Genomic DNA, 22615 nt, shown 5'->3' on the forward strand with positions numbered 1-22615 from the left:
TGCCTCCGTCTTGATCTGCTCTAAGGCTTGCCTGATACGCCTGCCGCTATCGGCCCTTGAGGAGCATCGGAACGGAAAGTAACGCTAGGGATGATCTTGATCGGCAGGGCTCCCGGGTGGACACGTTCGGGGTACGTCGGTTGTCGTGATCGACTGACCGTTAACCTGTCTTCGATCATGTTCGATATCTTCTACCGTTTCGGCCTGTGCCGGTTGAGTTCCTCACTGATGAGCAGGCGGCGGCGTATGGCCGGTTCCCGGCTGGGCTGACGCCGACGGAGCTGGAAGGCCTTTTCTTCCTCGATGACGCGGACCGGGACCTGATCGCGGAGCGACGACGGGATGAGAACCGGATCGGGTTTGGTTTGCAGGTGGCCACGGTGCGGGCGCTGGGCCTGTTTCTGGAGGATCCGCTGGATGTGCCGACCGAGGCGGTCGACTATGTCGCGGTGCAGGTCGGTGCGGCGGATCCGTCGGTAGCCAAGGAGTATCTGCGGCGCCGGCCGACTCGGTTCGAACACCAGCGCGAGATCGCCCAGGCGTACGGGTACACCGATTTCGCCGGGGCGGAGCCTGACCTGACGCGCTGGATCGACGACCGGGCGTGGACCACCGGGGACGGACCGAAGGCGCTCTTCAACGCGGCGGTGGGCTGGCTGCGCGAGCGCAAGGTGCTGCTCCCGGCGGTGAGCACTCTGGCCCGCCTGGTCGCGCGGGTCCGGGCACAGGCAACGGACCGGCTCCACCAGCGGCTGTCCGACCTGGTGTCGGCCTTTCAGGCCCGACTGCCGGAGGATCTGCTCGAGACGGTGGACAAGGCCGCGTACGTGTTCTGCGTGCTCGAGCAGTTCCACCAGCGGCTCAAGCGCCGCGACATCTTCGCCGCGGTCTCCGAACGCTGGGGCGACCCGCGGGCCCGGCTGCTCGACGGCGAGGCCTGGCAGCAGGCCAAGGCGCCCGCGTTGAACGCGCTGCAGCTGCCCGAGGAACCGCGCGAGCTGCTTGGCGGGCACGCCGCGGCGCTGGACGAGGCGTGGCGGCAGGTCGCGGCCGGGCTGGCCGTGGACACGGCGGCCCGGCTCGACGACGAGGGCCGGCTGCATGCGCAGAAGGTCACCGCAGTGCCGGACCCGTCGAGCTTGGTAGACCTGCGTAACCGGGTGGAGGCGATGCTGCCGCGCATCGACCTGGGCGAGCTGATCCTGGAGGTGATGGCCTGGTATCCCGGCTTCGCCGGCGCGTTCACCGCGCTGTCGGGGGCGACCACCCGTCTGGACGACCTGCACGTGACGGTCGCCGCGACGTTAACCGCGCACGCGCTCAACGTCGGCTTCGGGCCGGTGATCTCCGACGGAATCCCCGGGTTGACCCGAGGCCGGATCAGCCATGTCGACGCTACCTACCTGCGGCCGGAGACCTACGCTGCGGCGAACGCGGTGCTGATCGACGTCCAGGACGGTATCGGCCTGGCCCGGGCCTGGGGCGGCGGTCTGGTCGCGGCGGCCGATGGGATGCGGTTCGTGGTGCCGGTCCGTACAATCCATGCCCGGCCGAACCCGAAGTACTTCGGCCAGCGGCGCGGCGCGACTTGGCTGAACGCGGTCAACGACCAGGCCGTCGGCACCGCCGGGATGGTGCTGTCGGGCACCCCGCGTGACTCGATGCACCTCATCGACCTGCTCTACCGGCGCGACGGTGGCCGCCGCCCCGAGGTCGTCATCGCTGACACCGGCTCGTACTCCGACGTCGTCTTCGGGCTGCTGCAGCTGCTCGGCTTCGACTACCGGCCGCAGCTGGCCGACCTGCCCGATGCCAAGCTGTGGCGGATCAACCGCACCGCCGACTACGGCCCCCTGAACGCGACCGCCCGCGGCACCGTCGACCTCGACCGGATCCGCCGGCACTGGCCCGACATGCTTCGCATTGCCGGATCCATCCACACCGGGCAGATCTCCGCCTACGATGCGCTGCGGGTGCTGTTGACCGGTGGGAACCTCACCCAGCTCGGCGAAGCCCTGGCCGGCTACGGGCGGATCTTCAAGACCCTGCACGTGCTGACCTTCGTCGACGACGAACCGTACCGGCGCCAGATCAAGGGCATGCGCAACCTCAACGAAGGCCGCCACGACCTGGCCCGGCACGTCTTCCACGGCCGCCGCGGCGAGCTGCACCGCGCCTACCACGAAGGCCTGGAAGACCAACTCGGCGCGCTCGGCCTCGTCCTCAACTGCATCACCCTGTGGAACACCCTCTACCTGGACCTCGCCCTCGCCGGCCTGCGCGCCCAGGGCTATCCCGTGCTCTATGCCGACGTCGCCCGGCTCTCGCCTTACGTTCGCCACCACATCCGGGTCCACGGCCACTACACGTTCACCCTGCCCGACCTGGGCGGACGCACCTACCGACCGCTGCGCGACCCGGACGCCGGCGACGACGAGTAGCGGGTGCTGCCACCCTTATAGTGATCGCGCCGGATGCTCTTCCCCCGTGGAGCATCCGGCCTCTTTTCCCTCACGGGGCGCACTCGCCGTCGGGGGCATTGCCCCTCAGGGGTCCCTTCAGTAGTAGGCGCCGAAAAGACAACGCTTAGCTGCGTCGGCGCTGGGAGAGGTAGGTACTCGCGGATCTTGCCGGGCACGTGCGGCCGCTGGTCGCCGAGCGAGATGCCCAAGCGTCGGGAACGGGTTGGCGATCTCCAGCGCGGTGAGGGGGCCTGGCTGGCGCTCTAGCTGTGTGATCAGGCGTTCGGGGGCCCAGATCGCTCACACTCCCGCTCGCGCAGCGAGCGCGTCGAGCGCTACCGCAACGCCTCTGCGAAAGTAGACAGCCTCTGTTGCAGGTGGCCGTGGAAGGCCTTCCCGTCCGGGCAGTCGGCAGTAGCGGCCGGAGAGAGCTGGGCCATGGGTGCGCCGCTGCCCGTACGAGGGTGAAGTCGAGATTCGGTGGGTAGTGCTCGAGCCCACCCGAGTACGCCGTGCCGAGTCCGGAACGCGAGGACTATTTGCGGACGCAGATCGCGCACCGATTAGGTTTGCGCGCCGTGCCCGTCTGTACGTGTGAGATCGACTACGAGAGGCTGGCACGATGCGGAAACTGATCTTCGGCATGAACCTGAGCCTGGACGGCTACATCGCCGCGCCCGGCAACGACCTCGGCTGGAGCGTACCGAGCGACGAGCTGTTCCAGTGGTGGTCCGACCGGGTGGGGGCGACCGGCCTGGCGCTGTACGGGCGCAAACTGTGGGAGACGATGAGCTCCCACTGGCCGACCGCCGACCAGCAGCCCGGCGCCACACCGGCGGAGATCGAGTACGCCCGCCGCTGGCGGGACATGCCGAAGGTGGTGTTCTCCTCGACGACCCGCACGGTCGACTGGAACACCCGCCTGGTCACCGGCGACGCGGTCACCGAGATCACCCGGCTCAAGGCCGAAGACGGCGGCCCCATGGACATCGGCGGCGCCACACTTGCCGCAGCGGCCATGCGGGCCGGGCTGATCGACGAGTACGTGCTGCTCACCGCACCGGCCTTGCTGGGCGGCGGCACGCCGTTCTTCACGGCCCTGGACAGCTGGGTGAACCTGAACCTGGTGGAGACGCGGACGTTTCCCGGCGGCGTGGTACTGACCCGATACGAGACGAGGCGATGAGCACGGGCCAGGTCCTGGGCTCGTGACGCCAGGACGAAATCCCTTCCTGGCGTGCTCACCGTGACCCCTCGGCCTTGAGGGAACCTTCCCCGGGCCCTTCCCTGCGCTCCGAACGATGATCTTCTGGCATCAAGATTCCCCGCCGGCAACGCCGGCGGGGCGGTGGTGTTCGCATTGTCGCGTTTGGTGTTCAGGCGGTCGGGGTGCTCATTCCGTGGCGACTTCGGTGACGGCGGCGTGCGCTGTACTCGTCGACGATGGTGACATGTGTGATCACAGTGTCGGTGGCAGGTCCAGCCATGGTTTGTCGGCGGCGTCGAATCCTGTGAGCTCGGCGATCTTCCCGTCGACGATGTGCAGGACCGCGATGGCGAATAGCCGGTACTCCGGGTCGTCGGGGGTGCGGAGGTACAGCACGGCGGCAGGCATGCGGTTGACCGTCGTGGTGATACCGCGCCAGTCGTCGTAGCCGCGCTGGAAGAGCCCACCGGAGACCCAGCCGTCCACCGCGTCCTTGGCCGTCGTGGTCACGGTGCCCGGATCGGGCAGCATCGCGAAGCGCAGGTCGTCGCGCAGTAGGGACGTCAGCCCGTCGAGGTCGTTGCGCTCATGGGCCTCGATGTACGACTTCACCGCGCCGCGCTCGTCATTCGACAGCTCGTGGGTGGCGGGGCTCCGCCAGTCGAGGCGGCGGTCGGGCAGCTGCTCGCGCATCGTCACACGGGCCCGCTGCAGTGCGCTGGTCACCGATGCGACGGTCAGATCGAGGGCGTCGGCGGCTTTCGACGCCGGCCAGCCGAGGACGTCGCGCAGGATGAACACCGCCCGCTGCCGCGGCGGCAGGTGCTGGACGGCGACGATGAACGCCAGCTCGATCGTCTCCCGTGCCACCACCGATTCCTGCGGGTCCTCGGGGAGCATCCGGTCGGGGTACGGCTGCAGGTACAGCACCTCGGAGTCGGGGTCCGGCAGCTCGGACGGTACGGGTGTGCGGTTGTTGCGCTTCTCCAGGAAGTCGAGGCAGGCGTTCGTCGCGATCCGGTACAGCCAGGTCCGCAGGGCCGCGTGGCCCTTGAACGACTCCCGCTTGTTCCACGCTCGCAGGAACGTTTCCTGCGTCATGTCCTGAGCGTCCTCGTAGTTCGCGAGCATCCGGTAGCAGTGCACCTGCAGCTCACGCCGGTGGCGCTCGGTCAGGAGCGCGAACCGCCCGGAATCCTCCGCGCGGACCGCCGCGATGAACGTGGCCTCGTCGGCGCCCAGCCGTCTGGCGTCGGTCATGGTCATTAATCCTTCCACCGGTGCGAGAGGGCTAACAGAACTGACGACGTGGCGGAGGATTTCTGATCGGTGAAGCCGCTGACACCGGGTCGTTCGCCAGGCCGGATGGGTCGGGTCGATCCAGGGGACGTGCTCCGGTGTCGGGCACGCCCTCGATGTCGAGGTGGGGCCAGCACGGCTAAGCGTTGTTTTTCGGCGCCAGCTCGGCGTCGATCGGGTCGAGGACACGGGCGGGCCGGGGGCGCACGATCGCCGGAAGGTCGGCGCCGGTGCGCTGCGCATGCTGGATACGGGCTTGCTCGACGGCGGCTGGGTACGCCTGGGTTTTCTCGTGGGCGGCGAGCGCGCGGTAGATGCTGGCCACGCTCGGGTTGCGGCCCTTGCGCTTACCGGTCGCGATGAACAGGTCAGGGCGGATCTGCTCGACGGTCTCACCGTTGGCACGCCGGCGCAGCACGGTATGCAGCATGTCCTCGGTGATGACGGCCGGGCGGCCGCCGTGTTTGCCTTTGCGGGCGGCGGCGTCGAGGCCTTCGAGGGTGGCCTCGCGAATGTTTTCCCGTTCGGTGTCGCCCATCGCGGCGAAGAAGGCGAACAGCATGCGCCCGGAGCCGGCCGGGTCGTAGAGGCCGGGCAGCGGGCCGGCGAGCATCTCCAGGACCAGGCCGTGCGCGCTGAGATGATCGGCCAGCGCAGTGAGTTCGGCGGCGTCACGGCCAAGGCGTTTCATCTCGTTGACGGTCAGGATGACCCGGCAGTGCGAGGCGTGGGCCTTGATCTGCCGGGCCAGCGCGAGTGCCGCCTCGAACTGCGGTCGCATCCGGACCCGGGTGGAGATCTTCTCGGCGAAGATCTTGTCGCGGGGGATGCCGTGCGCGGCGAGGGCGTCCAGCTGTGACTGGAGTTCCTGGGTCAGGGTGCTGCATCGGGCGTACCCGATCCGGATGTCCGCGGCCGGGGCGTCGGCGGGCAGCGGTGCCGGCGGCGGGGTGCCCGGGCGCCGCAGCTGCCCGGGGCCGCGGTCGGCCGGGGTCAGCACCCGCAGAGCCTTGCTCAGTCGGCGGACCTTGGTCAACCGGCCGGTGTGGTACGAGGTGGCCACCACGCCGGACCGCGATCGGCACGGCGAGCCGGGCTGCGCCTGACAGCGCGGGCACGGGTGCGCTCGACATCATCGGCGTCTCGGGTCTCCGGATCGCGGTCTTCTTCACCAGCCATGCCCAGCATGCTCGCACAAACGTTGCTCAGAACATCACAGCGACACTTTTGCGTGAGAACGGATCCGGGTCCGGATCAGCGATTCCTGACCGGATGCTGATCTGTTCCCAAAATGGACCGTTTCTGCGAAAGCGGTAGCAGCCGGGCAAGCTGTTCCAGCCAAGATCATCGCTAGCGTTACTTCTCGTTCCGATGTTCCTCAAGGGCCCTATCGGCGGCCGGCCCACGATCATCAACCTCGAGATCCTGCGCGCCGGCCGCGACATGCTGCCCAACCCCAAACTTCCCGCCACTATCGGTCTCGGCTAGGCAGGGCAACCACTAGGTGGCAGTTTCTCGTCCCTGGGGCGAGAATCCGCGACAGTTGAATAGGCGGTCTCACCAGTCTCAAGGGCCGCCGCCTACCGGCTCACCCGGGGTACGGCGGACGCCTGACGTGCGAGCCCCCGGATAGAGTGACGTGTGCTCAGCAGGGTCAACGGCTTGTCCCGCCACTTCACTGAGGACAGCCTCCGCCGATATCTCCTGGAGCGTTCGGTCCGGCAGGCCGACGGCTGCCTGATCATCCGCGGGTACGGCACCCAGCGCGGCGTGTACCAGAAGGTCGCGGGCCGGGCCTGGGCACACATCGCCGCCTACGCCGCCTTCGTCGGGGGCTACGACCCCGACCTGGACGTCGACCACCTCTGCGACGCCCGGGACTGCGTGGAGCCCACTCATCTGCGGCAGGTCACTCACGCGGAGATCTGCCGTACCCGGGCGCAGCCGTCGACCTGCCGCAACGGGCACGACCGCGAGGTCGACGAATCGACGGGGCGGTACCGGCGGACGTGCCGCGCCTGCAACCGGGACAGTCAGCGCCGTTGGCGAGAGCGTCAGGCCGCCGAGGTGGCGCTGGCCCGCTCGGCGATCATCGCGAAGACGGCCAGGTCATGAGGCTCGCGCCCGTCCTGCCCGGCCATCCGTAGTGTGCCCTCGCGCTGGTACCCGGCCTTCTCGGCCACCCGTAGGGAAGCCACGTTGTCGACCCGGCAGTGCAACTGAACCCGTCGCATCCCGCCGTCGGCGAGCGCCCACCGTCCCACCGCCCGAGCTGCCTCGCTCGCGAAACCGCGACCTCGCTGACTGGCGTGTACGCCGTAGCCGATCTCGGTGCGACCGGCCTCCCAGTCGGTGTCCCGCAACCCGGTGCTGCCGACGATCTCGCCGGTGGCCCGCTCCAGGATCACCAGGTGTACGCCCTCGCCGCCCAAGCGCCGCTGATGCACCGCATCCGCCAGCCACGCGTCCACGTCAGCGACCGCCTCGGGGAAGCCGGGTGGCAGTGCCGTTCGATCCCCCGCCGCCACAAACGCCGCCACAGCCGCGGTGTCCTGCGGCCCGAACTCGCGGATTTCCAACCGGTCGGAGGTGATCTTCACTGGAGGGAACATGGCGTGCAGGCTAAGCCTCACCCGTACGTAATGCAGGGGAATTACGCCCGTTCGGCGCCTGACGGTCTCGGCTGAGCACCACGACACGCCTCCCACATCCCGCGGGTCATCTCGTACTCGACCTCACCCAGGTCCGCCCCCGGCAGCGGGTCGTCCCAGACCGAAACCCACGTGCGCACGTACCGCATGCCGATGGCCTCCATCACACCCCGGGACCCGGCGTTGACAGCCATGGTCTGCGCGATCACCCGGCTCTGCCCGACGGTGTCGAAGGCATGTCGCAGCAGGACGCGGGAGGCCTCGCTGGCCAGGCCTTGGCGCCAGTACCGGCGAACGAGGCGGTAACCCAGGTCCGTGACGGTGGGGTCGTCAGGTTGGTCGGGGCCATGCGCCGGCGGAAGCATCATGAGCCCGACGAACTCGCCCTCGTCCTCACGTGCTGGCGACGTCGAGCCACGCGCGCCGCCAGCAGACCCGAACGCCATCCAGTAGCCCAGGCCGTCCACCACGCGCGCCAGGGCCATCCTCTGCGCATGGGACGCGAGCACCTCGTCCCTGGACCGCGCCCGGCCGCTGAGGTAGCGAAGCACCTCCGGATCGGAATCGAGCTGGATCTCCAGCTCGAGATGCCGGTCGGCGAGCGGAACCAGCAGCAGACGGTCGGTACGCAAGATCGGTTGCGGCATACGGCGACGATCGCACGACTCACGCCGGCGGGGCGATCGGATTTCGCCGCAGGTCAGAGGCGCACTCCTGCACAGTCGTGGTGCTGCACCCCAGACACCATCCTGAAGTCTTACGCACAAGAACTGTCATTATGATGCATGCGCGCTATGCCCCTTATGTGGCGATGCATTATCGCATTATCGTTACTGGTAAACCGACAATCTAGCGCCAGTCTCGGGCAACGCCCCCTCGCTGGCCTGGCCGCTGCCCGTGCCCGCGGCCGCACTGGCGGTCGCAAACCTAAGATGACCCCCGCCCTGATCAACAAGGCGCAGCGCATGTACGGCTCGAAGCAGTTCACGATGGCCGAGATCGCCGCTTCCTGCGGCGTCACCCCCACGACCATCTACCGCAACATCCGCGCTGACACCGCGGAGCGGCCCACCACGGCGACCGCGTCTACCGCCGCACCGAGAGGCGGGCCCCGGTGAACCGGCCGGGCTGGCTGCTCGACGTCGACGGCATCCTCAACGTCTCCCGCCCCCCGCGTAGCGCAGCGGCCCGCCCGCGGCCGCAGCTCCCGGTACGACGAACGTGATTACATGTACCGGGCCGCCGTGGACGTCATCACCATGAAGATTCGGCTACGAGACCTCACGCGGGACTCGGGGTGACACGGTCAATCGGCCAGCTCATCAAACGCTGCGTACTGCCGCCGAGAGCAACGCCGGGTCGGGCGCGGCGGCGAGTACGTCGGCGACCGCGTCGGCGTATTTGATCGCGTGCGGATCGCCGATCGCCACCGCCCGGTCGGCCAGCTCCGCGATGGTGAGGTCGGGGCGAGGCTGCGGTAGCAGGCGCGGTTCGGCCGGTGCCTATGCGGCAGTGATTGCAGCCGTTGCCGCCCAGGCCGCGGCGAGACTTGCCGGCCACATCGCCTCGGGAAGAACCGGCAGGACGCGCATGACCGCGTTCGGTGCGGTGACGGCGTGCACCAGCATCACCGGGTTGCCGTACCCGTAGCTGCCGCGCCGCTCGGCGGCCGCCGTCACCACAGCCGCAAGCCGCGCCGCCGTGCGTAAGCAGATGACCGAACTCACCGAGCAGACCCGGCGGTTGATCAGCTGCTCGTCGCTGGTCCTGGTCGCCAGCGTGGACGCCGAGGGCAACTGCGACGTCTCCCCGCGCGGCGGCCCCGCCGGGTTCGTCGCCGTCCTGGACGCGCGGACGGTGGCGATACCGGACGCGACGGGCAACAAGCGCCTGGACAGCCTGCAGAACGTCGTCGCCACCGGGCGGGCCGGGCTGCTGTTCGTCATCCCGGGGCGCACCACGACACTCAGGGTGAACGGCCGGGCCTGCGTCTCCACTCGCCCCGAGCTGCTGTCGCAGCTGACCGCCGTGGGCAAGCCACCGGCCAGTGCGCTGGTGCTGGGCATCGTGGAGGTCTACCCGCACTGCCCCAAGGCGCTGCTGCGCGGCGGGGCCTGGAAGCCGGAGCAGTGGCTGCCGGCGGACGCCCAGCCGACCTCGGCCGAGGTGACGCTGGCCCAGCTGCGGATGCCGGCGCTGATGATCGCCGACATCGAACAGGTGGAGGCGGACTCGCTGAAATACCGCTACGAGTGACGGGCCGCGGACCCACCGCCGTGCGCTGAGGCCGAGGTCGGCGCAGGGCGGTGGGTCCGTCGTCGCGTCCTATTCCTCCGGCTCCCAGGCGATCAGCTGGTCGAAGACGCGCCGGTCGCCGTCGAGCTGCAGCGAGTCCATCGGAATGCGGCCGTAGCAGAACATGACCAGCTCATTGGCCGTGCCCCGGGCGGAGACATAGGCCGCCTCCGGGCCCACGCCGGCGACCGGCGTGGGGAGGCGGGCGGTCCGGGCGCCGTCGGCGGAGAACCCGAGCCGCCAGGAACGGCCCTCGGTGGCGTGGTAGTCGATGACCGCGGGCTTGTGCGGCCACGCGGCCGTCGTCGCGACGCAGGTGGTCAGGAACTCGTCGACACCGTCGAGGGCCACCTCGTCCGGCAGCGGCTGCGGGGCGCCCACGGCGACCTGGGCGTCGTAGGTGTGCACGGCGACCTGCTGGAGCTGGTGCCGGGCGACGGCACCAGTCGTCTGCGGCGACTGCGACGGACCCCACCACGTCCAGCAACCACGATCCGGGCCGGCCTCCCGCAGCGCGTCCAGCAGCTCCCCCGTCGACGCGGCGAACCAGGCCAGCAGGGCCTCGCGCTCCCGGGGCGCCACCGGGGCGGACATCGCCGGCGGAGCGTCGGCGGGCCCCGCGGCCACGATGGCGGCCCACTTGCGGCGCCCCTCGCCCAGGTGCTGCACCAGGTCGAACAACGTCCACTCAGGGCAGGTCGGCACCCACACGTCGAAGCTGGGTGCCGCGGCGACCGCCGCCCGGAAAGCGGTCGATCGTTCGTCCATCAGCCGCAACAGGTCAGCGAACTCCAGAGTCTTTTCCACCACCGCGGCTTTGTACCACCCCCCCTCCGACAACCGACAGCGGATTTCCCCACCCCCGGCGGCGGGGCCACGCGGAAAATCCGTTGCCCGGCGGCCCACGGGTTGACCATGCTGACGCGCATGGATCAGTGACCAGTGGCGCACGTGCGCGATGAAGACGGGTTCGAGTCACCTCCCCGTCTCCGTCCGCCGTGCCACTCGAAGCCCGCACCACGTGACCGGTGCGGGCTTCCTTCACGCGACGTGATCTGCGACGTCGCGCCAGCCGGCGTGCTCCCCGCCGAGACGCCGGCTGCCCGCCACTGGATCCGGGAGGCACCCCCCGGCGCGCCATCGCGCTGCCGGGCGCCTCCTGCCTAGACCTTGGAATCGCCGAAGCCATGAATAGTTCCCGCCATATCCGCGTGCCGGCCCACGGTCGCGGACCCGGCATCGACCGCAAAGCGCTGTGGGTGGTCAGCGAGCTCGGACTGCCCACCATCGTCAAAACCTGCGTGTCATGCAGGTCCACGCGGCACCGTCCCACCGGCAAGATCCGGGTCAACGCGAACCACAAGCTGCTCGACGTGTGGCTGCTGATCTGCTGCGACCTGTGCGGCCGCACGTCGAAAATCCCCGTCCACGAGCGCATCAACGTGCGGGCGCTGGACAACGAGCGGCTACTGATGTTCGAGAACAACGATCCGGCCATGGTGCGACAGCTGACCATGGACGCGACGCTCGCCCACAAGGCCGCCTACCAGCTCGACTGGACCGGCACCTGGCAGCTGGACACCGACATACCGTTCTACGACCTCCAGCGCGAGGATGCCGCGCCACTCGAGGTCATCATCAGGTTCGAGCTCCCGGCACCTATCCGGGTCGAGAAGCTGCTCACCGCCGGGTTCGGCCTGAGCCGTCCCGCCGTGCGAGGCATGGTCGACTCCGGGCGCATCCGCCTGCCCCTGCCCATCGACGCCAAGGCCCGCGAGGACTTCACCTTCCTGGTCGTCACCGCCCCACCGCTGTCACCCGAGTGGGCATAAGGTGCCACCCCACGGCGCGATGACCTGCGCCGTGGGGCGGCCCGTACCTTCCGGCCCGCCGGCCGTCGCGGTCGGCGGGCCGGCCCAGCGTGCGGCGGCTCACTTGAATGTGCCGGCCTTCGCCCGCACGGACATGCCTGCGTGCGAATCCCGTGCTTTCAAAGACCTCCGCTTGGCTGTCCGCGACATCTCGCCTGAGCGACTACTCCCGCCTCGCGAGCAACGCATCCACCCTCGGGGCCGGACAGCACCTCCGCTCGCGGCCCGCGACGCGGACACCGAACCCGCGCCTTATCGCCCCGTTACACACCGCTGCCACGCACTCAGACGGGCGCCCCCTTGAGGCCGGGCGCGGATCGCCTGCGTCATGGCATCAGCCGACACCGGCATCCGGGTCGCGCAGGGACTTGAGCTGCTGTGCGCTTGACGGGGCGGGGAATGTGTAACGCCCCAGCATGTTGATGTGCGCGTACCCGAGCGGTGACAAGCGGGCGGCGTCCTCGTCGCGGACCTGGTAGCCCTGGGCGCGGAGCGCGGTGACGGCCAGGTCGATGTAGCGGGTGTTGAAGAGCACGACCGCGTTGAGGACGAGTCCGAGCGCGCCGAGCTGGTCTTCCTGTCCGGCGCGGTAGGGCTGCATGATGTCGCCGCGGTGTCCGTGCAGGATCTTGCGGGCCAGGGAGTGTCGGGACTCGCCGATGTTCAGTTGCCGGGTCACGGTACGCCGGTAGGTTTCGTCGACCGGGTCGACCATGGCCAGCAGGTGCTGGGTCTTGGCGATCCGGCCGTACTCGGCCAGGGCTGCCTGGGGTCTTGACGTCAGCTCAGGTCAGTAACGACCGGTTGGAGGGCAACGACATCTGGTCCACGCGCCCCGGTCAGGGCCGGAGCCAGCGATCAAACCAGGCGCGGGTCCGGCGCAGGACGTCGAGTTGGTGGTTGCGTTCGCGGATCGAGTGGCCCTCTCTCGGGTAGATCACGAACTCGTGCTCGACGTCGAAGTGGCGCAGCGCCCGGTGGAGGTACACGGCCTGTCCGAGGGGAACGTTGGTGTCCTCGGCGCCGTGCAAGATGAGCACCGGAGTACGGATGCGGCTGGCGAAGGAGATCGGGCTGACCGCGTCATGCGGGTGTGGGCCGACGCCGGACCAGCCAGTGCTGCCACCGAGCGCGGCTTCGAACTGGCCGTTCTCCCCGGTCGCGGCGAGCATGCCCCAGTCGCTGACGCCGGCGCCGACCAGCGCGGCGCGGAAGCGGTCGGTCTGGCCGATGGCCCAGGCGGACATGAACCCACCGTGGCTCCAGCCGGCGATGCCCAGCCGGTCGGGGTCGGCGACGCCCTCGGCGATGAGCAGGTCGATGCCGGTCAGGATGTCGGTCCACTCCTGCTGCCCGACCCGGCCGGCGACGCTGGCGGCAAACTGGTGGCCATGGCCCTGGCCGCCGCGAGGGTTGGGCAGCAGGACCGCGTAGCCGGCGGCGGCCAGCCACTGCGCGCTGGGAAACCAGAACAACTGGCAACGATCGGCGTAGCGATCGTAAGGGCCTCCGTGCACGATCGTGACCAGCGGGAACGGGCCATCCGATGCGGTTTTTCCAACCGGCAGTACGAGCAAGCCGTCCAGGTCGAGGCCGTCGGCGGCGCGGTAGGCCAGCGGTTGTTGCGTGCCGAGCGCGGTGCCGTCCAGTTCCGGGCGGGTGTTGGTGAGTCTTCGCAGCGGGCCGGTTGGCGGTCCGATGTGAACGTTCGGGGGCTGATAGCGGGCACCGGTAAGTACCGCGATCTCTTCGCCAGCAGGGGTGGTGGTGAGGTTGTCGAGGCGTCCAGGGTGATGCGACAGGGTCGTGAGGTCTTTGGGGTCGAGCCGGGCCAGGGTGGTGTTCAGGCCGTCGGCGAACACAACCAGCGGGGCGGCATCGGTCTGGCAGAGGGTGGTGGGGCACATCGAGAGACCAGCGGTGCGGTTGCGCGGGACGCGGCTGTCCACGGCCAGGTCGAACACGGCAGTGCCGGCCTGCAGAACCGGTGGGGTGAGCGCGATGTAACCGAGGTGCCAACCGTCCTCGCCCGGCCACCAGGCCAGGGATCGTGCGTCTGTCCCGACCGGTCCGAGGTTCTCTGCAGTCCCGGTCGGGGGGTCGAACAGGTGCAGTTGGCCGGTGCGCGGGCCGTAGTCGTTGTCGCCGCTGGCCCCGGTCAGCACGGCAAGTGGGCCGCCGTCGGGACGTTGCCGCAGTTCCACGACGTGCCGGTCACCGAGCAGATCCGGGGTGGTGACCCGCCCGGTGCGCAGGTCGAGCAGGCGCAACCGGGCACGCGGTTCGCGCTCGCCGACGACAATGGCGTCGTCGCGGTCCCGGGCGCGGCGCGCGTCCTGCTCGGTGGGTTCGTCCTCGGCGAGCAGAGCGACCAGGTCGGGATCCGCGAGCGGCAGGTGGTCGATGACGCCGGCGCGCCAGGTGGTCAATGTGGTCATCGTGCCGGTGGCGAGCGTGAGCCTGTGCAGCTGCGGGGTACCGCGGTCGGCGCGGTCGGACAGGAAGAACAGCGTCTCCGAGTCGGCCGACCAGCGTGGCCGGGACTCGGTTGCGGTGTCGGCGGTCGCCCGACGCGAAGCGACGGCGCCATCGGTATCGACGAGCCAGAGTTCGGTGTCGAGGTGGTCACCGGTCCGGCTGACGGGAGCGAGGACGTAGCAGAGCAGGCGCCCGTTCGGGGCGAGCGCCGGGGTCTGTGGGGCACGACCATCGACCACGAGTTCGGCGGTCAGACCTGTCATGCGATCAGTTTGTCAGCATCAACTGGATCGGTGCACGGGCGAGGCGATCCACGAGAAGCGACGTTGACCCTCGACGAGGTTGAGCCTCGACCATCTGCGGCATGGACGACCACGACGGCCAGCCCGCGCCCGACCCGACCATGACCCGTATCGTCAAGGCGGTACAGCTCGGTCGATCAGGACAGCAGGCACTGGCCCGCGACACCCTCACCGCGCTCTGGGACGAGATCGGCGCCGACGGCGACGCCTTCCACCGCTGCACTCTCGCGCATTATCTGGCTGACCTTCAGGAGAGCACCGAAGCTGAACTCAGCTGGGACGAGCGAGCACTGGCCGCCGTCGCCGACCTCACCGACGAGCGCGCCCAGCAGTACCACCACTCGATGCAGGTCCAGGGATTCCTGCCGTCGCTGCACCTCAACCTCGCCGACGACCACCGGCGCCTGGGCAACACCGCCCTGGCCCGGGAACACCTGGCACTGGCCGAGCGCTTCGTCGGGCGGTTGCCGGACGACCCGTACGGCGAGGTGATCCGCGCCGGCATCCGCAACGCCACCGAAGCCTTGGAGTCGGTGCGGGAGTAGCGGGAGCGGCCGCCGCATGGCCGAAGGACTGTCCGACCAGGCCCTCGGCCATGCGGCTCACCTACGTGAGAGAGCTACCTGTTGGGCTGACGCCGCTGGCATGGTGCCGACAGGTGTTACTTCTTGTCCGTGTCGGGGTTCGTGCGGATGGACTCCTGATAGACGTCCGCGTAGGTGCGCGAGTCCTTGATCAGGTCGTCGCAGAAGGCGGCGACGTCGGTGCCGATGAGTTCCAAGACCCCCTTGCCGGCCGCGACGCCCTCCTCGAAGAAGTCGACGATCCCGGAGAGCAGGCGCCCGTCAGCCAGGTCGACCGGTCCGACCTTGAACAGGTACTTCTGCATCTCCTTGTAGACGATCTGGTAATCCGGCGGGAGTGTCTTGACTCGAGCCACGTGCGCCCGCCACTGCTTCTTGCCCTCGATGATGTCCTGGACTCCCACGTCAGCCTCCTAGCCGGGCCAGTTTCCTTGCGACGGTCCTGTTCAACTGCTCGCGCCACCGGTCTCGATAGGTCCGGGCTCCCTCTCCGCCGGCCAACGCCGTGCAGAAGCCGGGGATGTCGTCGCCGAGCACCTCGTGGATGCTCTGCCCGTCCGCCGATGCTTCTTCGAGCAGCCCCAGGGCGGCGCCGAGGATCGGCATCAGGTTGCGACCCGTGAAGCCCCCGTAGGGGAAGAGGTTGCCCTTGACCTGTTCCCACGCCGCCTGGTAGTCGGCCGGCAATGCCTCCGCCCGGGCTTCGAACACCTTCCATTCCCTGGTGAGATCGCTGCCCGTGATGGTCTCCCAGAAGCTCATCTCGCCCCCTCCCTGAGCTTGTCGATGCGTGATGAGACGTACTGCCATTTCGCCCAGAACCGTGCGAGTTCCTCGCGCCCGGCGTCGTTGAGCGTGTAGAACTTGCGCGGGGGTCCCACCTCGGATGGTCGTTTCGTCACCTGGACAAGTCCGTTCCGCTCCAGTCGCAGCAGGATGGTGTACACCGTCCCCTCGATGACGTCGACGAAGCCGAGCTCGTTCAACCGACGCGTGACGGCGTACCCGTAGGTCTCCTCGCTGCCGATGATTTCGAGCACGCAGCCCTCCAACGTGCCCTTCAACATCTCTGTCAGATCCTCCATGGCGGCTCCTCTTCGGTCCCCCTGGTACCCCGTAGCACTGAGTACCGCTATAACGTACCACTGACTACCGGTATTCGGTAGTACCAAGTAGCGCCTCGAATCTCAGCCCATCGCCGAAAACCACAGTTTGTAGGTAACCTTCTTGACTGGCGGTCATGGCGTAGCTAAGTTTCAGTCACCCGGACTGAGAGGCGTCTATGCAGACCCGACTCGTTACCGCGACCGCCTGGGTGGCCACACTGGCGGCCACCCTCGCCCCCATCCCCGCCCAGGCAGCCACCTCGGCCCACCCCCCGTCGGCCGAGCACGGCTGGGTCACCTCGACGCTGCGGCACATGAGCCTGGAGCAGAAGGTCGGCCAGCTCTTCTCCACCTACGTCTACGGCGGTGACGCCACCGAGCCCACGGCCGCCGACCGCGCCGCCAACCTCGCCGCGTTCGGTGTGGAGACGCCGGCCGAGGTGATCCAGCGGTACCACCTCGGCGGCGTCTGCTACTTCTCCTGGTCGCACAACCTGGACAGTCCCCGGCAGATCGCCACCCTCTCCAACGGACTCCAGCGGGCCGCCCTCGGCGACGGCGCGAAGGGCCGGGTGCCCCTGCTCATCTCCACCGACCAGGAGCAGGGCACCGTGCTGCGGATGCCCTCCCCCGCCGCCCAGTTCCCGGGGGCGATGGCCCTGGGCGCGGCACGCTCACCCGGGCTCGCCCGGACGGCGGCGGACGTCACCGGGCGAGAGCTGCGTGCCGTCGGCATCCGGCAGCCGTACGCGCCGATCGCCGACGTCAACGTCAACGCGGGCAACCCGGTGATCGGCGTCCGGTCCTTCGGCGCCGACCCCCGCCTGGTGGCCGACCTCACCGCCGCCCAAGTCACCGGCTTCCAGCACGACGCCCGGGTGACCGCCGTGGCGAAGCACTTCCCCGGGCACGGCGACACGGCCACCGACAGCCACACCGGCCTCCCGGTGATCAACCACAGCCGCGCCGAGTGGGACCGCGTCGACGCGCCACCGTTCCGGCGGGCGATCAGCGCCGGCGTCGAATCGATCATGACCGCGCACATCGTGGTCCCCGCGCTCGACCCCTCCGGCGACCCGGCGACGTTGTCGCCGACGATCCTCACCGGCGTGCTGCGCGGTGAACTCGGCTTCCGGGGCGTCATCGTCACCGACGCGCTCAACATGGCCGGCGTGCGGGCGAAGTACGGCGACGAGCGGGTGCCCGTACTGGCCCTCAAGGCCGGCGCCGACCAGCTCCTGATGCCACCGGACCTCGCGCTGGCCCGGGACGCGGTGCTGCGCGCCGTCGCCACCGGCGAGCTCACCGAGCGGCGGATCGACGAGTCGGTCCGGCGCATCCTCGGCATGAAGTACCGCCAGGGACTGGCCCGCTCGCCGCTGGTCGACGTCGAGCGGGCGGTACGGACGGTCGGCGCACCGGAGCACCTCGCCGCCGTCACCCGGGTCACCGACCCGACGCTCACCGCCGTCCGCAACGACGCCAGCCTGCTGCCACTGCCCCGCGCCGACCGGTCGGTCCTGGTCACCGGCTGGGACAGCGCCGCCTTCGCCCCGGTCGCGACGGTCGCCGCCGGCTTCACCGCCCGCGGCGCCCGGGCCACCGCCCGACCGGCGACGCTGCCCTCCGACGCGGTGATCGCCGCGACGGCCACCCAGGCCGCCGAGCACGACCTCACCGTCGTGCAGGTGAACAAGGCGTGGGACACCACGGTCACCGACCCGCGCGCCACCCAGCAGCGCCTCGTCGCGGCGCTGCTCGGCACCGGCAAACCGGTGGTCGTCGTGGCGGTCCGCGATCCCTACGACATCGCGTACCTGCCAGGCGTGAGCACCTACCTGGCGACCTACTCGTACACCCGGGCGGCGATGGACGCGCTCGTCCGCGCGCTGCACGGCGAGCTGTCCCCGAGCGGGCGGCTGCCCGTCACGATCCCCACGGCCGAGGGAACGGGCTCCGTGCTCTACCCCTACGGCCACGGCCTGAGCTGGTAGGAGGCAACCAATGCAGCGGAGGAATTTCCTGGTCGGCACCGGCGCGCTGGGCGCGGGAGCGCTCGGCGTCGGCGCGGCCGTGACGCCCGCGGCCGCCAGCCCCGGTGGCCGGCGGGTCCGCACCGGCTTGGACGAGCTGGTGTCCTCCAGGTTCGCCGAGCTCGCCGGCCAGCGGGTGGGGGTCGTCTCCAACCCGACCGGCGTCGACCCGGCCTACCGGCACCTCGTCGACCTGATGCACGGCTCCGGTCGAGTGCAGCTGGTCGCGGCGTTCGGCCCCGAGCACGGCTTCCGCGGCTCCGCGCAGGCCGGCGGCAGCGAGGGCACCGGCGTCGACGCGCGCACCGGAATCCCGGTCTACGACGCGTACGGCGCCTCGCAGGCCCGGTGGGAAGCCATGTTCACCGAGGCGGGGGTGGACACGGTCGTCTTCGACATCCAGGACGTCGGGGTCCGCTTCTACACCTACATCTGGACGATGTACACCTCGATGGTCGCCGCGGCCCGGGTCGGCAGACGCTACGTCGTACTGGACCGACCCAACCCGATCGGCGGGCGCGCCTACGGGCCGCTGATGACCTCGCCGTACACCTCGGGGGTGGGTCTGAAGGAGATCATCCAGCAGCACGGGATGACCGTCGGCGAGCTCGCCCGGTACTTCAACGCCACCTTCCTGCCGGCCGAGGCGGGGCGACCGGTCGACCTGCACGTGGTGCGGTGCCGGCACTGGAAGCGCGACGACCTCGCCGCCGACACCGGCGTGCCGTGGGTGATGCCCAGCCCGAACATGCCCACCCCGGACACCGCGCTCGTCTACCCGGGCACCGGCCTGTTCGAGGGCGTCGCGTCGATCACCGAGGGGCGCGGCACGTGCCGCCCGTTCGAGCTGATCGGCGGGCTGGCAACCGACTTCGACCACCACTGGGGTGACCGGCTCAACGCCCGGAACCTGCCCGGAGTCGAGTTCCGCGAGGCGTACTTCTCGCCGACCTCCGCCGGGCAAAAGCCGGCGCTGCTCAACAAGCTCTGCGCCGGCGTGGAGGTCAAGGTCGTCGACCCGGCGGCGTACGACCCGATCCGCACCGGGGTGGCGATGCTGATAGAGGCGCACAAGTACCCGGCGTTCGCCTGGCGGCAGGACTCGTGGGACACCGCACGCCCGTACTGGATCGACAAGCTCACCGGCTCGCCCCGGCTGCGGACCCAGATCGACGCCGGAGCCGACGTGGACGACGTCGTCGGCGCCTGGGCCGACGAGCTGGCCACCTTCAACCGGCAACGCCGGCCCTACCTGCTCTACTGAGGAGTGCGGTCATGACCAGGTCGACCCGTCGTCCGCTCCGCTCACTCGCGATCGGCCTGGCCCTGGCGGTCGTGGGCACGACGCTGCCAGCCAGCCCGGTGGCAGCGTCGCCCCCGGCCGGTCCGCCGACCGTCACCCCCGCCGACATCCAGTTCCGGCACGACACGCTGCGCCGTGGCGACGCCCGCCAGGTCGGCCTGCTCCCGGAGCACGTGGACCGCCTCCCCGCCGACCTGGCCGCGTATCTCCAGCCGACGCCGGACCATCCCGGCTACCCGGCGTACGCCGGCGCGGTGGTCCTGGCGGCCAAGGACGGCGTGATCGTTCAGCACGCCGCCGTCGGCAGCGCGGTGCGCTACTCCGCCGTCGGGCCACCGCCCGGCCTGGTCGGCGTGGAACTCCCCGCCGACCAGCAGATCGCGACCCGGCCGGACACCATCTTCGACCTGGCGTCGGTGTCGAAGCTGTTCACCACGATCGTCGCCATGCAGCAGGTGGAGCGGCGTCGGGTGGAGCTGGACGCGCCGGTCGCCCGGTACGTCCCGGAGTTCGCCGCTGGCGGCAAGGCGACGGTCACTGTCCGGATGCTGCTCACCCACACGTCGGGTCTGCCCGCGTTCGTGCCACTGTGGAGCAGGTATCCGACGCCGGCCGAGCGGTTCGCCGCCGCCCTCGCCACGCCACTGGCGGCCGGTGCCACACCCGGCTCCCAGTACGTCTACTCCGACCTCGGGCTGATCGCGCTGGGCGTGCTGCTGGAACGGGTCACCGGCCGGCCGCTGGCCGACTTGGTCCGCGACGGCGTGACCGGGCCGCTGGGCATGACCGACACCGGCTACAACCCCGGTCCGGAGCGGCGGTCGCGGATCGCCGCGACCGAGTACCAGCCGTACGCCGGGCGCGGCATGGTCTGGGGTGAGGTGCACGACGAGAACGCCTGGTCGCTCGGCGGGGTGGCCGGGCATGCCGGGGTGTTCTCCACGGCGGCGGACCTGGCCGTGCTCTGCCAGTCGCTGCTCAACGGCGGCGAGTACCGCGGTCGGCGGATCCTACGGTCGGACACGGTGCGCTCGATGCTGGTCAACTACAACGCGCCGCTGGAGTCGGCCTACCCGGAGAGCGACCGCGGCCTCGGCTTCGAGCTGAACAAGCACTGGTACATGATGGGGCTCTCCTCGCCGGTGGCCTTCGGGCACACCGGCTTCACCGGGACGTCGATCGTCATCGACCCGCTGTCGCACTCGTTCGTCGTCATGCTCAGCAACCGGGTGCACCCTGACCGTGGCTGGGGCAGCAACAACGTGGCCCGCCGTGCCGTCGCGCGCGACCTGGCCGAGGCGATGCCGGTGCGGCCGCGTTCGGCCAGCGCCTGGCGGGCCGATCCCCGCGACTCCGCGACGAGCACGCTCACGGCGCCGCTGCGCCGGCCCGCGCGGGGCGCCACGGCGAGTTTCCTGCTCTGGTACGACACCGAACCCCGCTACGACAGCGCACGATTCGAGGTCTCCACCGACGGTGGGCAGACCTGGGCGCCGGCGACCATGCAGCTGCGCGAGGCCGGCCGGCGGTGGAGCGCCGACGGCACGGTCACCGGCTACGGAGGCCGGGTGTGGTGGCAGGTCTCCGTGGAGCTGCCCGACCAGGCCACGCACCTGAGGTGGAGCAGCAGCACCGACGGCTCGGGGCAGGGGCGTGGCGTCTACGTCGACCGGATCGCCGCGACGGACCGGTACGGCGTGCTCTTCCGCGGCGAGGGCGCCGATGCCTCCCGGCTCGTCACCGACGGATGGTCACCCGCACGCACCTGAGCCGCTCGCCCGGGGCCGGACGCGCTGGCGGCGGCCGGCCCCGAAGCGAACGGACGGCCTCGCGTCGAATCGCGTTGCGGCGGGCCGGCGGGCACTGCGAGGGTCGACGGATGCCAGCGATGAACGGCGGCGATGTGCGCGACGCGGCCGAGGAGATGACCCGGGTCCTGGACCCGCACCGGGACCACGACTGGGCGGTGCGCGCCGGCACGCTGCGCTGGACCTGCTGGACCACCGCCGCGCACGTCGCGCACGACCTGCTCGCATACGCCGGTCAGGTCATCGGCCGACCGGACGACGCCTACCTGCCGTACGACCTGCGGGTCTCCCCCACCGCGACGCCGGCGCAGGTCCTCACGGTGGTCCGGGCGTGCGCCGGGCTGCTGGCCGCCGCGGTCGACGCGGCCCCGCCGGAGACCCGGGCCTGGCACTTCGGGCCGTGCGACCCGGCCGGCTTCGCCGCGATGGGGGTGGCGGAGACCCTGCTGCACACCCACGACATCACCCTCGGCCTCGGCGTGCCGTGGCAGCCGCCGCACCGGCTGAGCGCGCTGGTGCTGCGGCGACTGTTCCCGGACGCCCCGCCCGGCGCGGCGCCCGAGGTGCTGCTGTGGATGACCGGGCGCGGTGAGCTGCCCGGCCGGGCACGGCGCACCTCGTGGACCTGGCGTGCGGCGCTGGACTGACCGGCCCTCAGCCGATCGAGGGGGCGGTGAGCGCGTGCCGGTGGCCGTCGCGCGGGAACGGCGGGTACGCGGGCAGCACCTCCTGGAAGACGTAGCCGCTCTTCTCCGCCACCCGACAGGAGGCCGGGTTGTCGACCTGGTGCAGCAGGTCGAGGCGCTCCAGCCCGGTGAGCTGCGCGAACGCCCAGCGGCTGAGCGCGGTGACCGCGCGCGGGGCGACGCCCCGACCGCGCGCCCACGCCGCCGTCCAGTAGCCGACCTCGGCGGCCGGCCGCCCCGGCGCGATCCGCTTGAGCACCACGCACGCCACGAGCAGTGGACCGTCCGCGGCGTCCTCCAGCACGGCGAAGGTGAACCGCCGGCCGTCGTCCCAGTCCTGCCGTACCTTCTCCAGCCACTGACGCCCCTCGTCCGGGGTGGTCAACGGGTGCTGCGTCCACCGGTGCAGCACCGGATCCCGGTACGCCTCCAGCAGCGCGTCCAGGTCGTCGTCACGCCAGGGCCGCAGGACCAGGCCCGGTGCCGACGGGGTGGCCACCGCTCGCAGCTCGATCGACATGGGCACATTC

Annotated in this window: 22 protein-coding genes and 1 pseudogene; 11 read left to right on the forward strand and 12 right to left on the reverse strand. The window is 70.2% G+C overall.

Annotation, left to right across the window (positions count from 1 at the left end; all coding sequences use genetic code 11):
- The first annotated feature begins 206 nt into the window (after nucleotides 1-206).
- Nucleotides 207-2441 carry a Tn3 family transposase gene (locus ACWD6N_RS26015; RefSeq protein WP_387322623.1) on the forward strand — a complete coding sequence of 745 codons (2235 nt, stop codon included), beginning with the start codon at nucleotides 207-209 and terminating at the stop codon, nucleotides 2439-2441.
- A gap of 643 nt (nucleotides 2442-3084) precedes the next feature.
- Nucleotides 3085-3648 carry a dihydrofolate reductase family protein gene (locus ACWD6N_RS26020; RefSeq protein ID WP_354965254.1) on the forward strand — a complete coding sequence of 188 codons (564 nt, stop codon included), beginning with the start codon at nucleotides 3085-3087 and terminating at the stop codon, nucleotides 3646-3648.
- Between the two features lie 273 nt (nucleotides 3649-3921).
- Here ACWD6N_RS26020 and ACWD6N_RS26025 read toward each other — a convergent pair whose 3' ends face one another.
- Nucleotides 3922-4929, reverse strand: a complete 1008-nt coding sequence (locus tag ACWD6N_RS26025; RefSeq protein WP_387322625.1) for an RNA polymerase subunit sigma-70 — start codon at nucleotides 4927-4929, stop codon at nucleotides 3922-3924.
- A 178-nt stretch (nucleotides 4930-5107) separates the two neighbouring features.
- Complete coding sequence (locus ACWD6N_RS26030) at nucleotides 5108-6034, reverse strand: recombinase family protein (protein ID WP_449938761.1); 927 nt, start codon at nucleotides 6032-6034, stop codon at nucleotides 5108-5110.
- A 575-nt stretch (nucleotides 6035-6609) separates the two neighbouring features.
- Between ACWD6N_RS26030 and ACWD6N_RS26035 the strand changes: the two genes are divergently transcribed.
- The gene (locus tag ACWD6N_RS26035) at nucleotides 6610-7083 is read left to right on the forward strand and encodes an HNH endonuclease (protein ID WP_450005213.1); all 474 of its coding nucleotides are present in this window, start codon (nucleotides 6610-6612) and stop codon (nucleotides 7081-7083) included.
- Here ACWD6N_RS26035 and ACWD6N_RS26040 read toward each other — a convergent pair.
- Entirely contained in the window at nucleotides 7023-7580 is a 558-nt protein-coding gene (locus tag ACWD6N_RS26040) for a GNAT family N-acetyltransferase (protein ID WP_354965258.1), read from the reverse strand. The two genes, ACWD6N_RS26035 and ACWD6N_RS26040, sit on opposite strands and share 61 nt — an antisense overlap.
- A 41-nt stretch (nucleotides 7581-7621) precedes the next feature.
- Nucleotides 7622-8266, reverse strand: coding sequence for a GNAT family N-acetyltransferase (locus ACWD6N_RS26045; protein WP_354965259.1), 645 nt, complete (start codon nucleotides 8264-8266; stop codon nucleotides 7622-7624).
- A gap of 156 nt (nucleotides 8267-8422) precedes the next feature.
- Here ACWD6N_RS26045 and ACWD6N_RS26050 point away from each other — a divergent pair, with 156 nt between their 5' ends.
- A complete protein-coding gene (locus ACWD6N_RS26050) occupies nucleotides 8423-8737 on the forward strand; it encodes a helix-turn-helix domain-containing protein (protein ID WP_450005232.1) in 315 nt (104 codons plus the stop codon).
- Between the two features lie 384 nt (nucleotides 8738-9121).
- Here ACWD6N_RS26050 and ACWD6N_RS26055 read toward each other — a convergent pair whose 3' ends face one another.
- Nucleotides 9122-9346, reverse strand: a complete 225-nt coding sequence (locus ACWD6N_RS26055) for a hypothetical protein (protein WP_450005214.1) — start codon at nucleotides 9344-9346, stop codon at nucleotides 9122-9124.
- Here ACWD6N_RS26055 and ACWD6N_RS26060 point away from each other — a divergent pair.
- Nucleotides 9333-9875 (forward strand): MSMEG_1061 family FMN-dependent PPOX-type flavoprotein, encoded by a 543-nt coding sequence (locus ACWD6N_RS26060; RefSeq protein ID WP_450005215.1) that lies wholly within the window; start codon nucleotides 9333-9335, stop codon nucleotides 9873-9875. The genes ACWD6N_RS26055 and ACWD6N_RS26060 overlap by 14 nt on opposite strands.
- Before the next feature lie 69 nt (nucleotides 9876-9944).
- On the opposite strand, the gene ACWD6N_RS26065 is transcribed toward ACWD6N_RS26060, so the two are convergent.
- Nucleotides 9945-10724: a maleylpyruvate isomerase family mycothiol-dependent enzyme gene (locus ACWD6N_RS26065; RefSeq protein WP_450005216.1), complete on the reverse strand. Its 780-nt coding sequence runs from the start codon at nucleotides 10722-10724 to the stop codon at nucleotides 9945-9947.
- Nucleotides 10725-10942: 218 nt separating this feature from the next.
- Here ACWD6N_RS26065 and ACWD6N_RS26070 point away from each other — a divergent pair, with 218 nt between their 5' ends.
- Nucleotides 10943-11746 (forward strand): DUF1062 domain-containing protein, encoded by an 804-nt coding sequence (locus tag ACWD6N_RS26070; protein WP_450005217.1) that lies wholly within the window; start codon nucleotides 10943-10945, stop codon nucleotides 11744-11746.
- 373 nt (nucleotides 11747-12119) lie between these two features.
- Here the strand turns inward: ACWD6N_RS26070 and ACWD6N_RS26075 are convergent.
- Both ACWD6N_RS26075 and ACWD6N_RS26080 read right to left on the reverse strand, forming a co-directional pair.
- Nucleotides 12120-12551: pseudogene (locus tag ACWD6N_RS26075) on the reverse strand (Tn3 family transposase); the annotation flags it as partial.
- A 73-nt stretch (nucleotides 12552-12624) separates the two neighbouring features.
- Entirely contained in the window at nucleotides 12625-14526 is a 1902-nt protein-coding gene (locus ACWD6N_RS26080) for a S9 family peptidase (RefSeq protein WP_450005218.1), read from the reverse strand.
- A 101-nt stretch (nucleotides 14527-14627) separates the two neighbouring features.
- Between ACWD6N_RS26080 and ACWD6N_RS26085 the strand changes: the two genes are divergently transcribed.
- Nucleotides 14628-15110, forward strand: coding sequence for a hypothetical protein (locus tag ACWD6N_RS26085; protein WP_450005219.1), 483 nt, complete (start codon nucleotides 14628-14630; stop codon nucleotides 15108-15110).
- Between the two features lie 116 nt (nucleotides 15111-15226).
- Here ACWD6N_RS26085 and ACWD6N_RS26090 read toward each other — a convergent pair whose 3' ends face one another.
- The 3 genes from ACWD6N_RS26090 to ACWD6N_RS26100 are packed head-to-tail and all read right to left on the reverse strand — an operon-like array spanning nucleotide 15227 to nucleotide 16234.
- Entirely contained in the window at nucleotides 15227-15553 is a 327-nt protein-coding gene (locus tag ACWD6N_RS26090; RefSeq protein ID WP_450005220.1) for a DUF1048 domain-containing protein, read from the reverse strand.
- A 1-nt stretch (nucleotide 15554) separates the two neighbouring features.
- The gene (locus ACWD6N_RS26095) at nucleotides 15555-15911 is read right to left on the reverse strand and encodes a DUF1048 domain-containing protein (RefSeq protein ID WP_450005221.1); all 357 of its coding nucleotides are present in this window, start codon (nucleotides 15909-15911) and stop codon (nucleotides 15555-15557) included.
- The gene (locus ACWD6N_RS26100; protein WP_450005222.1) at nucleotides 15908-16234 is read right to left on the reverse strand and encodes a PadR family transcriptional regulator; all 327 of its coding nucleotides are present in this window, start codon (nucleotides 16232-16234) and stop codon (nucleotides 15908-15910) included. Before ACWD6N_RS26100 ends, ACWD6N_RS26095 begins: the two co-directional genes overlap by 4 nt.
- Before the next feature lie 197 nt (nucleotides 16235-16431).
- On the opposite strand from ACWD6N_RS26100, the gene ACWD6N_RS26105 reads away from it, so the two are divergent.
- The 4 genes from ACWD6N_RS26105 to ACWD6N_RS26120 all read left to right on the forward strand — a co-directional run bounded on the left by ACWD6N_RS26105 (nucleotide 16432) and on the right by ACWD6N_RS26120 (nucleotide 22046).
- On the forward strand, nucleotides 16432-18249 hold the full coding sequence (locus tag ACWD6N_RS26105) for a glycoside hydrolase family 3 protein (RefSeq protein ID WP_450005223.1): 1818 nt from the start codon (nucleotides 16432-16434) through the stop codon (nucleotides 18247-18249).
- Nucleotides 18250-18259: 10 nt separating this feature from the next.
- Nucleotides 18260-19552, forward strand: a complete 1293-nt coding sequence (locus tag ACWD6N_RS26110) for an exo-beta-N-acetylmuramidase NamZ family protein (RefSeq protein ID WP_450005224.1) — start codon at nucleotides 18260-18262, stop codon at nucleotides 19550-19552.
- An 11-nt stretch (nucleotides 19553-19563) separates the two neighbouring features.
- Nucleotides 19564-21360, forward strand: a complete 1797-nt coding sequence (locus ACWD6N_RS26115) for a serine hydrolase (RefSeq protein WP_450005225.1) — start codon at nucleotides 19564-19566, stop codon at nucleotides 21358-21360.
- Nucleotides 21361-21479: 119 nt separating this feature from the next.
- Nucleotides 21480-22046 (forward strand): maleylpyruvate isomerase N-terminal domain-containing protein, encoded by a 567-nt coding sequence (locus ACWD6N_RS26120; protein ID WP_450005233.1) that lies wholly within the window; start codon nucleotides 21480-21482, stop codon nucleotides 22044-22046.
- A 7-nt stretch (nucleotides 22047-22053) separates the two neighbouring features.
- On the opposite strand, the gene ACWD6N_RS26125 is transcribed toward ACWD6N_RS26120, so the two are convergent.
- Nucleotides 22054-22605: a GNAT family N-acetyltransferase gene (locus ACWD6N_RS26125; protein ID WP_450005226.1), complete on the reverse strand. Its 552-nt coding sequence runs from the start codon at nucleotides 22603-22605 to the stop codon at nucleotides 22054-22056.
- Nucleotides 22606-22615 lie beyond the last annotated feature (10 nt).

The organism is Micromonospora sp. NPDC005163, from assembly GCF_053599835.1.

Coding starts and splice junctions, on each gene's coding strand:
- ACWD6N_RS26085 (WP_450005219.1), top strand. CDS start 14,628: ATGGACGACCACGACGGCCAGCCCGCGCCCGACCCGACCATGACCCGT.
- ACWD6N_RS26095 (WP_450005221.1), bottom strand. CDS start 15,911: ATGAGCTTCTGGGAGACCATCACGGGCAGCGATCTCACCAGGGAATGG.
- ACWD6N_RS26040 (WP_354965258.1), bottom strand. CDS start 7,580: ATGTTCCCTCCAGTGAAGATCACCTCCGACCGGTTGGAAATCCGCGAG.
- ACWD6N_RS26060 (WP_450005215.1), top strand. CDS start 9,333: ATGACCGAACTCACCGAGCAGACCCGGCGGTTGATCAGCTGCTCGTCG.
- ACWD6N_RS26105 (WP_450005223.1), top strand. CDS start 16,432: ATGCAGACCCGACTCGTTACCGCGACCGCCTGGGTGGCCACACTGGCG.
- ACWD6N_RS26120 (WP_450005233.1), top strand. CDS start 21,480: ATGAACGGCGGCGATGTGCGCGACGCGGCCGAGGAGATGACCCGGGTC.
- ACWD6N_RS26115 (WP_450005225.1), top strand. CDS start 19,564: ATGACCAGGTCGACCCGTCGTCCGCTCCGCTCACTCGCGATCGGCCTG.
- ACWD6N_RS26045 (WP_354965259.1), bottom strand. CDS start 8,266: ATGCCGCAACCGATCTTGCGTACCGACCGTCTGCTGCTGGTTCCGCTC.
- ACWD6N_RS26020 (WP_354965254.1), top strand. CDS start 3,085: ATGCGGAAACTGATCTTCGGCATGAACCTGAGCCTGGACGGCTACATC.
- ACWD6N_RS26110 (WP_450005224.1), top strand. CDS start 18,260: ATGCAGCGGAGGAATTTCCTGGTCGGCACCGGCGCGCTGGGCGCGGGA.
- ACWD6N_RS26100 (WP_450005222.1), bottom strand. CDS start 16,234: ATGGAGGATCTGACAGAGATGTTGAAGGGCACGTTGGAGGGCTGCGTG.
- ACWD6N_RS26125 (WP_450005226.1), bottom strand. CDS start 22,605: ATGTCGATCGAGCTGCGAGCGGTGGCCACCCCGTCGGCACCGGGCCTG.
- ACWD6N_RS26080 (WP_450005218.1), bottom strand. CDS start 14,526: ATGACAGGTCTGACCGCCGAACTCGTGGTCGATGGTCGTGCCCCACAG.
- ACWD6N_RS26050 (WP_450005232.1), top strand. CDS start 8,423: ATGTGGCGATGCATTATCGCATTATCGTTACTGGTAAACCGACAATCT.
- ACWD6N_RS26025 (WP_387322625.1), bottom strand. CDS start 4,929: ATGACCGACGCCAGACGGCTGGGCGCCGACGAGGCCACGTTCATCGCG.